We start from the raw sequence: 14456 nt of genomic DNA, 5'->3' as shown, positions 1-14456 counted from the left end.
ACCGCTTACGGCGGAGGCAGACGGGAAAATGCATCACACGCACCGCCTGCCCCGCCTTTACAGGCTTCACCTATCAGGTAACGAGCATATTTATAATTCGGGGCAACATATTTTCCTTCCAGATACATTATGCCCAGCATGTATTGAGCCTCCGGATGATTCTGCTCTCTGGCTTTGTCATAGAATTCAATTGCTTTATTCTTATCTTCCGTCACACCGTTTCCGTGTGCATACAGCGATCCCAGCACATACTGTGCATCCGCATTATGTTGTGCGGCCGATTTTTCCAGCCATGTCACCGCCTGCGCCTCATTTTTTTCCACACCATCTCCCCTGAGATAGCGTACTGCCAGCTGATATTGCGCCTGCGCCTCACCACTCTGTGCCTGCTGCTGTAACTGCACGACTTCCGGCGGTAAACCACCGGACTCCGCCGCTGCATACGGTGCCGTAAACAGACTCATCAGCAAAACACCTGCCGGTTTCAGATTCATATCGTTGTCTCCGTGCTTCATCCGTAAACCGCGATTATGCATAAAAAACGCCCCCGTTACCGGGGGCGCTGTCTGTTTTATATTTTTATCTGCTGTGTGCCGTCTTTTTATTTTCAGACTGACGGCGAGAGTGTCATGCCGCTGCCTGCCGCTTCCCGGCGGTTGATCTGACGCAGCAGGAACGTTGCCACCACGCCCAGCAGTGCACAGGCGACCGAGAGCATAAAGATATAGCTGTAACCGGTTTCGCCGTATTTATCCAGCCAGTAGCCGGCCACGGAATAATAGAACGCATCCGGGGAGAAGCCGATAAAGGAGGCAAAGCCCACAACCGCACCGGTGGTTTTCATCGGGATTTTCGATTCCGCAACAGAGGCAAAATAGATACCGCGGAATGCAAACAGTAATGCACTCAGCACCACCATATTCACCACCGCAAACCACATAAAGGCGTTACCTTTCGGGATCACGAGGAACAGAGCACAGTTCACGGCCATGATAATAAAGCCGACAAACATCACGCTGATAGATGATCCGACTTTATCCGTCACGATCCCCGCCACCGGAGAAGCCACCATTTTGATCACATAGGTGCGGATAATCGACAGCGCCGTCACCAGGGTAATCGGCACCACATACACCTGTGACAGATACGGGCTGAGATACGTCAGGCTGGAGAACACCACATAGGTGGAGAAAATAATCAGCCCGATCAGCCACGCTTTCGGCATGGTCACCACACTCATCAGAGAACGGAATGTGGTTTTTTCTTCCGGTTCGCCGTTTTCCGCAGTACTGCTGCGGTGCGCGATCAGGAAGAACAGCAGTATGCCGCAGATCACCGAGGCACCGGAATAAAGCCAGACCACATAACGGAAGCCGATGGCCGCCTCGGCAAATTTGCCGAAGAAATAAAGACCAACAAACGAGATCAGTGTACCGGACACACCGGATAATCCTTCGTAAAACCCGAAGATCCGCCCCTGCTCTTTTTCCGTGCCCTGCATCCGCACGACTTTGATCGACGCAGCGAAGAATGTCAGGATCGTAGTGACGCCCCACAAAACGTGGATCAGCAGGATCGTGTTATACGACGGGAAAGTCGCAAACCAGAATCCCAGCGATCCGGACGCAATCAGTGAAAATGTGATCAGGTTACGCAGAGAAAATCTGTCCGCGAACCAGCCGCCGAAAAAGTAAGAAAACATGCCGATCAGGCCATACAGACTGAGCAGGTTACCGATCTCAATGTGCGTCAGCCCCAGCGCCTGCTGCATCGGATCATAGAACGAGGACTTCAGGTAAGGCAGGCTGTACATTGCGGTGGTGCCGAATGCCAGCAGAAACAGAATCAGCATCCGTCTGACGCGGGATTGATTTGCCATGTGATTTGCCATAATGGTTATCTCTTCTTATCAGCCGTGAACAGCATCCAGGGCCTGGCGGAAATCCGCAATAATGTCTTTTGCTGACTCAAGTCCGACAGCAATACGGATCAGGTTTTCACCGTTCATCTGGACCAGGGTGTGTTCTTCCCCCAGGCTGGTGGCAATAGTGGTCAGTTTCAGGGAGTTGACAAATTTGCGGCTCACCTGGTCGCGGCTCAGGCCGTGAATGTCCTCTTTCAGACGGAAAGAAACGATACCGCCGCCGAGGCCGTTCATCTGGGACTGACACAGCTCATAATGCGGATGATTTTTCAGTGCCGGGTAGCGGACTTCTTCGATTTCGCCCTGAGATGTCAGGAATTCCGCCAGTGCCAGACCATTTTCGCAGTGTTTTTTCATGCGCATATCGAGAGTTTTCATCCCGCGCATAATCATCCAGGCATTGTTTGGTGCCAGTGCCGCGCCGGTAAAGCAGCATAATCCCGGCCATTTGATCAGTTCGATCAGTTCGCGGGAACCGATAACCGCGCCGCCGAGAGTATCGCCGTGACCGTTCATAAACTTGGTCAGACTGTGAACCACCAGATCCGCTCCCAGTTCCAGCGGACGTTGCAGGATCGGCGTACAGAAGGTGCTGTCAACAATCAGCAGGCTTTTGTTCTGATGGGCAATGTCTGCCACCGCGCGGATATCCACCAGCTCCAGTGACGGATTCAGCGGGCTTTCCACATACACGAGCTTTGTCGCCGGTTTCATGGCGGCGCGGATATTGTCGCTGTTCGTGGCATCCGTGAAGGTGATTTCCACGCCGAATTTTGCCAGCAGTTCTGTCATCAGCAGGCGGGTGTGGGAGAAGATCCCGTCCGCGCTGACAATATGATCGCCGGTTTTCACCAGTGACAAGAGGGTTGAGGCAATCGCCCCCATGCCGGATGCACTGACAATCGCGCTGTCCGCCCCTTCCAGCATCGCCAGTTTGCTTTCCAGCTCGGTCAGGTTCGGGTTGCACTCGCGGCTGTAGACATAGCCCCATGTCCGGCACAGTTCTTCGAAATGCTCCACAGAATGCGCCGCAAATGTGGCGGTCTGATAGATAGGACTGGCCAGCGCGCCGGTGGCCGGGTCCGGTGAATGACCCTGGTGGATCAGTTTGGTTTCCAAATCATAATCAGTATTTTTTTGCACAACAGACTCCTCATGAGATCAGCACTCTGATCCGCATGTCATCATTTATTATCATTAGTCAGTTCGGGTGGCTGATTCAGGATCAGCGGGGGTAATAGTGTGGTACTAATAGTATGGTGGTAACGACCTTTTTAACCATTGCTGTAATGTGGATAACTATAGACTCTCCAGTTACTATAGAGTCAATTACGATATAGTGGATGCACATCACAAAACGGGTAATTATACGGTGTTAAAAATAAAAACAGGCTGAGTAATATCAGCCTGTTTTTGTATTGAAAGTATAAATACCTATAGCATATGGAGAGTTTTATACCAGACAGCGGGTATCAATTTCACGCCGTTTCACTTTGATCTGGATTTCAGTCAGCAGCTGGCGCTCATCATTGGTGGAAAGCGGGTCAATCACCGGGATTTCATACATCATGTTATCCACCGGAATGCGTTTATATTCCGCATAATCCGTCAGGGCTTTAAACGCTGCGGTATTTTCGCTGTAGGGTCCCTGATACATCAGACAGATAAATTCACCGTCCGGAATTTCTGTAATTTTATCCTGCACCTGCGGGTTAAACAGGTCGCGCTCGACAATCACAAAACTGTTCAGATAATGCACCTGCTGCGTGGCAAGAAACTCACTGCGGGAGACCAGCCCGCTGACGCCGCCGTAGAAAATAGAGATATTCTCTTCGAGGATATTGGCAATCTGCCGCCGCGAGAACTCCATGGTCTCCTCAAAGCTCAGACCGGGCTCATAATCCATCGATAAAATATGGCGGCGCGGAATATAACGCCGGGTGATTTTTCCGATACTGTCGGTATCAATCCCTTTTTCCAGCGTCTCTTTTTTGGTGGAGAGTACCTTTTTAATCAGCTCAAGCTCGCGGATTTTTTCATCCACCACCGCAATTTTCCGCGTCAGCAGACTGAGGATCTGCGTATCACTGTCTTCCAGCCGGTGTTTGATATCTTTCAGCGGCATTCCCAGATATTTCAGGTATTTAATAATATCCAGCTGAGAAAACTGATCGATAGTGTAATAGCGGTAGTTACTTTCCTGATCGACATACACCGGCCGGAACAGCCCCAGCTGGTCATAATAACGCAGTGTCTGAATGCTGATTTTATGGAGCTTTGCCATCTCGCCGATGGAAAAATATTTCGCCATATTGTGCCGCCTCTGATGACCTTCTCAGGAATTAACCGGCGGCACAATAACGGAAACAGGGGGGATGACGCAAGGCGTCAGATCACACTCCCGGCGGTTCGCGGGAGACACTGTTGCGTTCCATATAGAGAGTCCGGCTCGGGAAGGCGAAATCTGCGCCGTTGCGGTGTACGATATCAATAATCTTCAGATACACCGCCTGCTGTGCCGCCAGCCACTCCGCCCAGACCGTGGTTTTGGTAAAGCAGTACACCATAATATTGAGGGCGGAATCACCAAACTCATCAAAATAGACCAGCAACGTCTGGTGCTGATCAATGCTGCTCTCCGCTTTCAGCATAGCCCGTATCTCACTGACAATCTGTGAAATTTTCTCCGCATCTTCATAACGCAGACCAATTGTGGTTTTGATCCGCCGGTTAGTCATACGCCCCGGGTTTTCCACACTGATGGAGGAGAACAGCGAGTTCGGGATATAGAGCGGGCGGTGATCAAAAGTAATGATTTTGGTGATACGCCAGCCGATTTCCACCACCGTGCCCTCAATCTGCCGGTCAGGCGAGCTGACCCAGTCACCGATTTTAAACGGACGGTCAAAATAGAGCATAATGCCGGAAAAGAGGTTGCTGAGAATATCTTTCCCCGCCATACCGATGGCAATACCGCCGATACCGCCGAAGGTCAGCAGGCCGGACAGGCTCATCCCGAAGTGTTCACCGTAGAACAGGAACACCACTATCACGATCAGGATTTTCAGCACACGGGAAACAATATGCGCCGACGTGACATCACTGCCGCGTTTGATCTGGGCGGCGGCCAGGCGGTTTATCATCAGGAACAGCTTGCGGATCAGCATCAGCACGATCAGTGTGGTGCAGATCATCCCGACGGTATCTGCCGTGATAAAGCGCCACTGAAAATGATCAATGCCCTGTTCGGTGAAATCCCCGAGGATAATCACCCCCAGCGCCCACATGATAAACTGGGAAACATGCACTAATGTGGCGTGCTCGCCCTTTTCCCGTTTGCGGTTATAAATCATCAGTCCGCCGGAACCGAGCAGACACAGCACCAGCACAATCAGACTGAGCACATTATTGGAGAGAAATTCTTCGGTAATCACGATAACTCCTTAGTATTATCCTCTCCTTCTAACGGATTTTGCCCGGAAACTCAATTTATCCCGCTGTAAATTCCTCATCATCCGCCGGACGGTTCAGAATCTGAGCGCCTGCTCCCAGGGCGCCGAGCTTATCTTCCGGGTTACGCAGCGGGCAATCGGTCAGAGACAGGCAACCACAGCCGATACATTTATCAAATTCATCCCGCAGCCGGGTGAGGCGGGTGATCTTCTCATCCAGATAACGGCGCACCCGTGACGACAGGATGCGCCACTGTTCTGATGTCAGCTTACTGTTGACCGGAAACTGACTGAGCACCGCCTGAATCTCTTTCAGCGGAATCCCGGTGCTCTGTGCCGCCTTGATAAACGCCACATAGCGCAGTACCACAGACGGGTAACGCCGCTGGTTTCCCTGATTACGGGTGCTGGTGATCAGCCCTTTCTCCTCATAAAAATGCAGCGCGGAGACGGTCACACCGCTCCGTTTAGCCACTTCCCCCACCGTCAGCACCCGGGCGGAATCGATCGGTTTTCCGGCATTTTTCATGATGAATGTTCCTTTAGTGTTATTCCGGCACCCGGAGTGTTGACCTCAACTTAACCTGAGGTTTTATAGTCCGACGGCATTCCGGTGTCAAATATCCCGGTTCTTTTTATTTTTTAATGCCGTTTTATGGCTTTTTGTAAGGGCTGACAGTGATGAAGAAAAAGTATGTGATCGGTTCCGCGGCTGCCGCGGTGCTCCTGGCCGGTGCAGCCGGTACTTATGTAATGGCCTCCGGGCAGGATGATACCGCGGACGGACAGTATGTTATGCCGCCGGTACAGGTTGCGCTGGCACCGGTTGAGGAAACCGGGCTGAACCGGACACTGGCGGGAGTCGGAGAGCTGGAGGCCGCCCGCCAGGTACTGGTGGCACCGGAAACCGCGGGGCGTATTACGGCTATCCGTTTTGTCTCGGGTGATACTGTCAAAGAGGGTCAGCCGCTGGTGCAGCTCAATGATGCAATCGAACAGGGAGAACTCGCGAAACTGCAGGCACAGCTGCGTAATACCGAGCAGCTTCATAACCGGACAACACAATTATTCAGTAAAAATATGGTGGCTGCCGCACAGGTGGATAATACCCGCGCAGAACGGGATATGGCACGGGGGGCTATCCGGCAGACACAGGCGCAGATCGCACAAAAAACAATCCGTGCGCCCTTCTCAGGCACACTCGGGATACGTCAGGTTCATGAAGGTCAGTATGTTCAGGCAGGTGATCCTGTCGTCAGTCTGATCAACGCCGGCACGCTGAAAATCAACTTTTCACTGGATGAGCAGGCTGTCCCTCAGCTCTATACCGGGCAACCGGTCACCGTGCTGGCAGATGCCTGGCCGGGTGAAACTTTCTCCGCAAAAATTGTGGCCGTCGATCCTCTGATCGACAAATCCCGGACGGTACGCGTTCAGGCGGAACTGCCGAACCATGACGGCAGACTGAAAGCCGGTATGTATGCGGGCGTGCAGGTTTCGCAGAAAGAAGCTTCCAGGGTACTTGCGGTGCCGGAAACTGCGGTAACTTACAGTGCCTACGGCGATACCGTGTTTGTTGCGCAAAAAAGTGAGGATAACCGGCTGATTGCCCGCCGTACTGCGGTCAAAACCGGGAAACGCTGGGACGGCAAAACAGAAATTACGGAAGGGCTGACCGCCGGTATGCAGGTGGTGACATCCGGCCAGCTCCGGTTATCTGACGGCAGCCCCATTGTACAGAGTGACAGCGACACGCTGGCTGCCGCGCAGACAACCGCATCCCGGAGGAAGTGATGACCTTTACTGATATTTTTGTCAGACGTCCGGTGCTGGCGCTGGTTGTCAGCGCCCTGATTGTGCTGCTCGGGCTGTTTGCATTAAGCAAATTACCTGTCCGCCAGTATCCGATGCTGCAAAGCTCGGCTATCACCATCACCACCAGCTATCCGGGAGCATCCGCTGAGCTGATACAGGGTTTCGTCACCCAGCCGATTGCTCAGTCTGTCTCTTCCGTGGAGGGGGTGGACTACCTCACCTCCTCTTCTGTACAGGGGCAAAGTACCGTGACAGTAAGGATGGAACTGAACCGTGATCCGACGGCAGCCCTTGCCCAGGCAATGGCCAAGGTAAACCAGGTGCGCTATAAACTGCCGGAGCAGGCATATGATCCGGTGATTGAATTATCATCCGGGGAATCCACAGCGGTCGCCTATATCGGTTTTTCCGGCGGTGATATCGGATTGCCGGCGCTGACTGACTATCTTTCCCGGGTGGTTGAACCGCAGTTTTCTGCGATTGAGGGAGTGTCAAAAGTACAGGTTTTCGGCGGACAGACGCTGGCAATGCGGCTGTGGCTGGATGCAGAACGCCTTGCCGGACGCGGCCTGACAGCGGCTGATGTTGCGGATGCCGTACGGCGCAATAACTACCAGGCGGCTCCCGGCAAGGTCAAAGGCGAGTTTGTGATAGCCAACGTGTATGTAAATACCGATCTGACCAGCGTCGATGAGTTCCGCGATATGGTGATCCACAGTGACGGCAACGGTCTGGTCCGGCTGAAAGATGTGGCAACCGTCGAACTCGGTGCGGTATCAGCCGAAACCAGCGGCCTGATGAACGGCGAATCTGCGATTTATCTGGGTCTTTTCTCCACGCCGTCCGGTAACCCGCTGGTCATTGTTGACGGTATGAAAAAGTTACTGCCTGGGATCGAAAAAACGCTGCCGCCGGGTGTAAAGGCAGAGATGGCCTTTGAAACCGCCCGTTTTATTGAGGCCTCCATTGATCAGGTAATGCAGACACTGCTGGAAGCACTGGCGATCGTGATCGCAGTGATCTTCCTGTGCCTCGGCTCCCTGCGTAGTGTGCTGATCCCGGTACTGGCGATCCCGCTCTCCATGCTGGGTGCGGCAATTATCATGCTGGCGGCCGGTTTCAGTATTAACCTGCTGACATTGCTGGCGATGGTGCTTGCTATCGGCCTGGTAGTGGATGATGCCATCGTGGTGGTGGAAAACGTCCACCGCCATATTGAGGAAGGTAAGTCACCGGTGCTGGCGGCACTGATCGGTGCCCGTGAAGTTGCGGGACCGGTCATTGCCATGACCATTACTCTCGCGGCAGTCTATGCGCCGATCGGCCTGATGTCCGGACTGACCGGGGCACTGTTCAGAGAGTTTGCCCTGACACTTGCCGGTGCTGTGATTGTTTCCGGTATTGTCGCGCTGACGCTGTCACCGGTCATGAGCTCCTTTATGCTGAACGCCGGACAGAATGAAGGCCGGATGGCGGCGGGTGCGGAGTATGTTTTCAGTTCACTGGCTGCGGGCTACGGCCGGCTCCTGAATTTTTTACTCGATCACCGTTGGATCACCGGCCTGTTTGCTGTCACCGTCTGTATCAGCCTGCCGCTGCTTTACCTGCAGGCGCAGCAGGAGCTGGCACCGGCGGAAGATCAGGCCAGTATCCTGACCGCCGTCAAAGCACCGCAGCATGCCAACCTCGCCTATGCCGAGCGTTTTAACCAGCGGCTGCATGAGGTCATGATGACACTGCCGGAAAGTGACAGCACGTGGATTATCAACGGCACGGATGGCCCGTCTGCCAGTTTCGGCGGAATCAACCTGTCTGACTGGTCAGCCCGTACCACATCCGCAGCGCAGGTTCAGCAGTCACTGCAACAGGCAGTCAGTGAGATAGAAGGCAGTCAGATATTTGTCTTCCAGCTGCCGCCGCTGCCGGGGTCAGCCGGTGGCCTGCCGGTGCAGATGGTATTGCGCAGCCCGCTGGGTTATCCGGTGCTGTATCAGGCCATGGAGGACATTAAGCAGCAGGCGCGGGAGAGTGGTTTATTTATGGTGGTTGACAGTGATCTCGATTACAACAACCCGGTCGTGCAGGTGAAGATCAACCGTGAAAAAGCCAACAGTCTGGGTATCCGCATGAGTGATATCGGCGAATCGCTGAATCTGCTGGTCGGGGAGAACTATATTAACCGCTTCGCGATGGATGGCCGTTCCTATGATGTCATTCCGCAGAGCACCCGCGAACAGCGCCTGACACCGCAGGCACTGGAGCGCCAGTATGTGCGTACCCGGGATAATCAGCTGATCCCGCTTTCTGCCATTGTGACAATCAGCACTACGGTCGAACCGAATAAACTGACCCAGTTTGATCAGCAGAATGCGGCTGTTTTTCAGGCAATACCGGCCCCCGGTGTCACACTGGGCGAGGCGGTGAATTTCCTGGAGCAGGCCGGACAGGCGCTGCCGGCCGGGTTCAGTTATGACTGGCAGTCAGACGCCCGGCAGTTCAAACAGGAAGGAAATACACTGATGTTTGCTTTCGCGGCGGCACTTATCATTATTTATCTGGTGCTGGCTGCACAGTATGAGAGCCTGACAGATCCGCTGATTATTCTGATCACCGTCCCGCTGTCCGTTTGCGGTGCCCTGCTGCCGCTGGCGCTCGGCTATGCGACGCTTAATATTTATACTCAGATAGGATTGGTAACATTGATCGGGCTTATCAGTAAGCACGGTATTCTGATGGTGGAGTTTGCCAATGAACTGCAGATGCATGAAAAGCTCGACCGCCGTCAGGCCATTATCCGCGCCGCACAGATACGTCTGCGTCCGGTACTGATGACCACGGCCGCAATGGTGATAGGACTTATCCCGCTGCTGTTTGCGTCCGGTGCCGGCGCCAACAGCCGTTTTGGTCTTGGTGTGGTGATAGTGTCAGGGATGATGGTCGGAACACTCTTTACCCTGTTTGTTCTGCCGGCCGTTTACACCCGGCTCGCCCGTGATCATTCCGGTATGAATGCCACGGAACGCAGCCGGGCATTACAGGCCGCAGAGAAAGCACTGAAACAAAGCCTGTAAACCGGCTGATTAATACAGAAAAGGGATAACTGAACGGTTATCCCTTTTTATTTATTTGAATTGCACATCCGGTACTGTTGTGACCTCTGCTTCGTTTTCGACGCTGAAGTTGGGTTTAGCGGTGTATCCCATATAGTTTGCAATAATCACTGCCGGGAATTTCCGGATAGTGGTGTTGTATTCACGGACGCTTTCGATATAGCGGCCGCGCGCAACGGCGATCCGGTTTTCACTGCCTTCCAGCTGTACCATTAAGTCGCTGTAGAGTGCATTACTTTTCAGATCCGGATAGCGTTCTGATACCGCCAGCAGACGGGAGAGCGAGGAACCCAGTTCAGTCTGTGCCTGCTGGAATTTGGCCAGCAGTGCCGGGTCACTCAGGTCACTGACGTTGATATTCATCTGCCCGACTTTTGCCCGCGCATTGACCACATCCTGTAAGACCTGACGTTCAAAGTCAGAAGAGGCCTGTACGGTTTTCACCAGGTTCGGGATCAGGTCAGCACGGCGTTTGTACTGGTTGAGCATTTCAGAGGCGGAGGCGGTTACCGCTTCGTCCTGTGTCTGGATGCTGTTGTAGTTGGACACCATCAGTACGCCGACCAGTACCACCACACCCAGTAATCCGATAATCAGTTGTTTCATCGTATTTTCCTTATCTCAGTGGCGACTATTATTCAGGCAATCCGCCGGGGATTCAAGATAAGGATGAAAGAGTAAAACCGGGGATTACGGTGCCTGCACCGGCAACGGGCAAAAACAGAACGTCGCTGTAAACACTTCAGTGTTATGCGCTAAATCATTTCGTTCAGAGCAAGGCGGCAAAGTGACAACATTCGGGGATTACGGTGCCCACACCGGCAACGGGCAAAAACAGAAAGTCGCTGTAAACACTTCCATGTGCGCTCAGGCTCGCCATCCATGGCTCGCATGCTTTCTGTTTTCTTTGCCCGTCACCTGTGCCCCGGCTCTCAATACGTTAAATCATTCCGTTCAGAGCAAGGCGGCAAGTGAAGGGGCACGGGGAGCATACATCAGTATGTGACCCGGGCCCCTGAGTGCGGCCAACGCCGCTATGGACGGAAGGATGACGCGTATTTACCAGGCCCGGACAGCATCGCCCTTATAAACCTCATCGGCCTTTTTCAGAACCTCATCACTCTGGAATGCCGCAACCAGTTTTTTCAGTTTCTCATTGTCTTTATCTGCCGCTCTGACCACGATCAGGTTCACATACGGGGAATCCGCTCCTTCCATAAACAGACCGTCACGGGCAGCGGATAATCCGACCTGAGATGAGAAGTTATTGTTGATAACGGAGAGATACACATCCGGATCATCCAGGGTGCGGGTCAGTTGCGGGGTATCTATTTCCGCAAACTTCAGTTTCTTCGGATTTTCAATGATATCCAGTGTCGTCGGCAGATAACCGACGCCGTCTTTCAGTTTAATCAGCCCCTGAGCCTGTAACAGCAGCAGGCTGCGGCCGAGGGTGGTGGCTTCATTGGAGATGGCGACGGTTGCACCCTCCGGCAGTTCGGCTGCGGATTTGATTTTTTTCGAGTATGCCGCTATCGGGAAGATAAAGGTTTTGCCGATCACTTCAAACTGATAGCCGCGCTCTTTGCTTTGCGCTTCATAGTACGGCACGGTCTGGAATGCATTGGCATCCACATCATTGTTGCGCAGCGCTTCATTCGGCAGGACATAGTCATTGAAAGCGATAACTTCAATATCCAGCCCCTGCTTCTCTTTGGCGACTTTAACTACTTCATCCCAGATAGCCTGATCCGGCCCGGTGTTAATCGCCACTTTCAGCGGTTTTTCATCGTCATTTTGCGAGCAGGACACTGCCAGTAATGTGGTGCAGGCGAGCAGTGCCGATACAATAATTTTTCTCATACTATCTCCGGAACATATTGTTATGGTTATATTTTATTGACTAATAATATTATTTCGCACTGTCCAGTGCCGCACTGATATCCGCCAGGATGTCATCAATGTGTTCGATACCGACGGATAACCGGATCATATCCTGTGATACCCCGGCACGGGCCAGTTCGGCTTCATTCAGCTGACGGTGAGTCGTGGTGGCCGGATGGCAGGCCAGGGATTTTGCATCACCGATATTGACCAGACGGACAATCAGTTTCAAAGCATCGATAAACTTCGCACCCGCCTCTGCCCCCCCTTTGATGCCGAAAGACATAATTGACGCCGGGGTGCCCTGCACATATTTCTTCGCCAGTGCATGCTCCGGGCTATCCGCCAGCCCGGCATATTTCACCCAGGCCACCTGCGGATGCTGCTGCAGATATTCCGCAACACGCAGAGCATTTTCAGTATGGCGCTCCATGCGCAGCGCCAGTGTTTCCAGTCCCTGCAAAATCAGGAAACTGTTAAACGGCGATAATGCCGCACCGGTATTACGCAGCGGAGCCACGCGGCAGCGGGCAATAAAGGCCGCCGCACCGAAGTGTTCGCTGTAGTTCACACCGTGATAAGAGGGGTCCGGAGTATTCAGCACCGCAAAGCGATCTGCATGTTCCTGCCACGGGAATTTTCCGGAATCGATAACAATTCCGCCGAGTGATGAGCCGTGTCCGCCGATATATTTGGTCAGTGAATGCACCACGATATCCGCACCAAACTCAATCGGGCGGCACAGTGCCGGAGAGGCAACGGTGTTATCCACAATCAGCGGAACGCCGTGACGGTGTGCTATCTCTGCCAGTTTTTCAATATCCGCGATATGCCCTGCCGGGTTGGAAATGGTTTCACAGAAAACCGCTTTGGTATTGTTATCAATCAGGGATTCCAGCTGTGCGAAGTCATCATGATCGGCAAAACGGACGTCGATGCCGATGCGCGGAAAATTATGCGCAAACAAATTATACGTGCCGCCATAGAGTTTGGAGACACTGATAATATTGTCACCGACCCCGGCCAGCGTCTGGATAGCATAAGTGATCGCCGCCATGCCCGATGCCACCGCCAGCCCGGCAATTCCGCCCTCCAGTGCTGCCACGCGCTGCTCCAGCACATCATTGGTCGGGTTCATGATGCGTGAGTAGATATTCCCCGCGACTTTCAGATCAAACAGATCCGCGCCGTGCTGCGTGTCATCAAAAGCATAGGAGGTGGTCTGATAGATAGGAACCGCGACAGATTTGGTGGTCGGATCCGGTGAATAACCGGCATGGACAGAGAGCGTTTCAAGTTTCATGTGTTCTTCCTTACCGCACAGGTGAATATTATTATTTAGACGTCCAGACGTTTAGATATTCCTTTCTTATACCGATATTCACCGCAGAGATCAAAACGGAAGTGGCAAAACAAGATGAATTTTCTTCATGATGAGAAAAAAGCCGCTGTCAGAAGCGGCTTTGATTGATGAAAGGAGTGAGACAATATAAAGGAGTGAGAAACTATCCTTTCATATTATTAATCAGATTCTGTACTGTATTCTTACGATTCTCAAATTCACTGTTCATTATCTCCAGCAGCTTTTTCTGGAATGCTTTCTGATCATCTGACACTTTATTATGTGCAGCCATGTTACTGAGCAGGACATCTTTCAAAGCACGAACAACCTCACCTTCCCCTTGTAAGCGGGTACCCATCGCTGCAATAGGCTGAGAACCTAACTGTCCGAGTGACTGTGATAAACCGGATATTGCCTGCCCGGCAAGCCCTTTTGCTGTCATTACACCCGGATTAGCCGGATTAATCCCGCTGATTGCCATACTTCCGCCGGCAACAGCAATCGTCACAGACACAATTGCCCCGACAACAGCCGCTGCTATCTGATAATCCGCTTCCTGATATTTCAATTCCTTTAATTTCCCGGCCTGCTGCATAGCCAGATTTTCTAATGTATTCCGCCGTTCCTGCTGACTGACGGCATCAAGCAGCAACACGTTACATAGCTCAATCACTGCACTCATTCGTTTATTATCATAATCGGATAATAAAGAAGGTATGACATGCTGTGAAAATGGCCTGATTATTTCTTCCGCCGTTTTACCGCTAACGGTATTTTGCTGAGAATACTGATTTTCAGCCACTAATCTGATGATTTCACGGTTAACAGTATTATCCGGTAATACTGTTTTTTTCTGTACAACGTCATTTTCCGGTATATAGCCAGAAGATGGTGTACTGACATTATTAATAATTTCCATCACAGTTCCC

General features: G+C 52.4%; 12 protein-coding genes. 2 read left to right on the top strand and 10 right to left on the bottom strand.

What is annotated here, in order from left to right; genetic code table 11:
• Nucleotides 1-5 precede the first annotated feature (5 nt).
• The 6 genes from R5268_RS00320 to soxR form a co-directional block, all read right to left on the bottom strand.
• Nucleotides 6-494 (bottom strand): tetratricopeptide repeat protein, encoded by a 489-nt coding sequence (locus R5268_RS00320; protein ID WP_052956704.1) that lies wholly within the window; start codon nucleotides 492-494, stop codon nucleotides 6-8.
• Nucleotides 495-607: 113 nt separating this feature from the next.
• Nucleotides 608-1879 (bottom strand): MFS transporter, encoded by a 1272-nt coding sequence (locus R5268_RS00315; protein ID WP_107679240.1) that lies wholly within the window; start codon nucleotides 1877-1879, stop codon nucleotides 608-610.
• Between the two features lie 30 nt (nucleotides 1880-1909).
• The gene (locus R5268_RS00310; RefSeq protein WP_317418565.1) at nucleotides 1910-3067 is read right to left on the bottom strand and encodes an aminotransferase class I/II-fold pyridoxal phosphate-dependent enzyme; all 1158 of its coding nucleotides are present in this window, start codon (nucleotides 3065-3067) and stop codon (nucleotides 1910-1912) included.
• A 310-nt stretch (nucleotides 3068-3377) separates the two neighbouring features.
• Complete coding sequence (locus tag R5268_RS00305; RefSeq protein ID WP_317418566.1) at nucleotides 3378-4235, bottom strand: MerR family transcriptional regulator; 858 nt, start codon at nucleotides 4233-4235, stop codon at nucleotides 3378-3380.
• Between the two features lie 82 nt (nucleotides 4236-4317).
• The gene (locus R5268_RS00300; protein WP_410795814.1) at nucleotides 4318-5355 is read right to left on the bottom strand and encodes a mechanosensitive ion channel domain-containing protein; all 1038 of its coding nucleotides are present in this window, start codon (nucleotides 5353-5355) and stop codon (nucleotides 4318-4320) included.
• A 58-nt stretch (nucleotides 5356-5413) separates the two neighbouring features.
• Complete coding sequence (gene soxR, locus R5268_RS00295; RefSeq protein WP_052926708.1) at nucleotides 5414-5905, bottom strand: redox-sensitive transcriptional activator SoxR; 492 nt, start codon at nucleotides 5903-5905, stop codon at nucleotides 5414-5416.
• 152 nt (nucleotides 5906-6057) lie between these two features.
• Here soxR and R5268_RS00290 point away from each other — a divergent pair, with 152 nt between their 5' ends.
• Nucleotides 6058-7170, top strand: a complete 1113-nt coding sequence (locus tag R5268_RS00290; RefSeq protein WP_107679244.1) for an efflux RND transporter periplasmic adaptor subunit — start codon at nucleotides 6058-6060, stop codon at nucleotides 7168-7170.
• Entirely contained in the window at nucleotides 7170-10262 is a 3093-nt protein-coding gene (locus R5268_RS00285) for a MexW/MexI family multidrug efflux RND transporter permease subunit (protein ID WP_317418567.1), read from the top strand. Before R5268_RS00290 ends, R5268_RS00285 begins: the two co-directional genes overlap by 1 nt.
• A gap of 51 nt (nucleotides 10263-10313) precedes the next feature.
• Here R5268_RS00285 and R5268_RS00280 read toward each other — a convergent pair whose 3' ends face one another.
• The 4 genes from R5268_RS00280 to R5268_RS00265 form a co-directional block, all read right to left on the bottom strand.
• Complete coding sequence (locus tag R5268_RS00280; protein ID WP_046894696.1) at nucleotides 10314-10907, bottom strand: LemA family protein; 594 nt, start codon at nucleotides 10905-10907, stop codon at nucleotides 10314-10316.
• Nucleotides 10908-11360: 453 nt separating this feature from the next.
• Nucleotides 11361-12164: a MetQ/NlpA family ABC transporter substrate-binding protein gene (locus R5268_RS00275; RefSeq protein ID WP_317418568.1), complete on the bottom strand. Its 804-nt coding sequence runs from the start codon at nucleotides 12162-12164 to the stop codon at nucleotides 11361-11363.
• A gap of 49 nt (nucleotides 12165-12213) precedes the next feature.
• On the bottom strand, nucleotides 12214-13488 hold the full coding sequence (locus R5268_RS00270) for a bifunctional O-acetylhomoserine aminocarboxypropyltransferase/cysteine synthase (RefSeq protein WP_218454671.1): 1275 nt from the start codon (nucleotides 13486-13488) through the stop codon (nucleotides 12214-12216).
• Between the two features lie 202 nt (nucleotides 13489-13690).
• A complete protein-coding gene (locus R5268_RS00265) occupies nucleotides 13691-14446 on the bottom strand; it encodes a hypothetical protein (protein WP_218454672.1) in 756 nt (251 codons plus the stop codon).
• Nucleotides 14447-14456 lie beyond the last annotated feature (10 nt).

It is taken from the genome of Morganella sp. BCCO 40_0007, from assembly GCF_032989665.1.
GTDB lineage: Bacteria > Pseudomonadota > Gammaproteobacteria > Enterobacterales > Enterobacteriaceae > Morganella > Morganella sibonii.
The sequence above is the reverse complement of the archived record's forward strand: the minus strand, read 5'-3'. Positions and strand labels throughout refer to the sequence as shown.

Bases quoted from the DNA above. Each gene is read 5' to 3' on its own strand.
- soxR (WP_052926708.1), bottom strand. From the start codon at position 5,905: ATGAAAAATGCCGGAAAACCGATCGATTCCGCCCGGGTGCTGACGGTG.
- R5268_RS00305 (WP_317418566.1), bottom strand. From the start codon at position 4,235: ATGGCGAAATATTTTTCCATCGGCGAGATGGCAAAGCTCCATAAAATC.
- R5268_RS00315 (WP_107679240.1), bottom strand. From the start codon at position 1,879: ATGGCAAATCAATCCCGCGTCAGACGGATGCTGATTCTGTTTCTGCTG.
- R5268_RS00280 (WP_046894696.1), bottom strand. From the start codon at position 10,907: ATGAAACAACTGATTATCGGATTACTGGGTGTGGTGGTACTGGTCGGC.
- R5268_RS00285 (WP_317418567.1), top strand. From the start codon at position 7,170: ATGACCTTTACTGATATTTTTGTCAGACGTCCGGTGCTGGCGCTGGTT.
- R5268_RS00265 (WP_218454672.1), bottom strand. From the start codon at position 14,446: ATGGAAATTATTAATAATGTCAGTACACCATCTTCTGGCTATATACCG.
- R5268_RS00270 (WP_218454671.1), bottom strand. From the start codon at position 13,488: ATGAAACTTGAAACGCTCTCTGTCCATGCCGGTTATTCACCGGATCCG.
- R5268_RS00275 (WP_317418568.1), bottom strand. From the start codon at position 12,164: ATGAGAAAAATTATTGTATCGGCACTGCTCGCCTGCACCACATTACTG.
- R5268_RS00290 (WP_107679244.1), top strand. From the start codon at position 6,058: ATGAAGAAAAAGTATGTGATCGGTTCCGCGGCTGCCGCGGTGCTCCTG.
- R5268_RS00320 (WP_052956704.1), bottom strand. From the start codon at position 494: ATGAATCTGAAACCGGCAGGTGTTTTGCTGATGAGTCTGTTTACGGCA.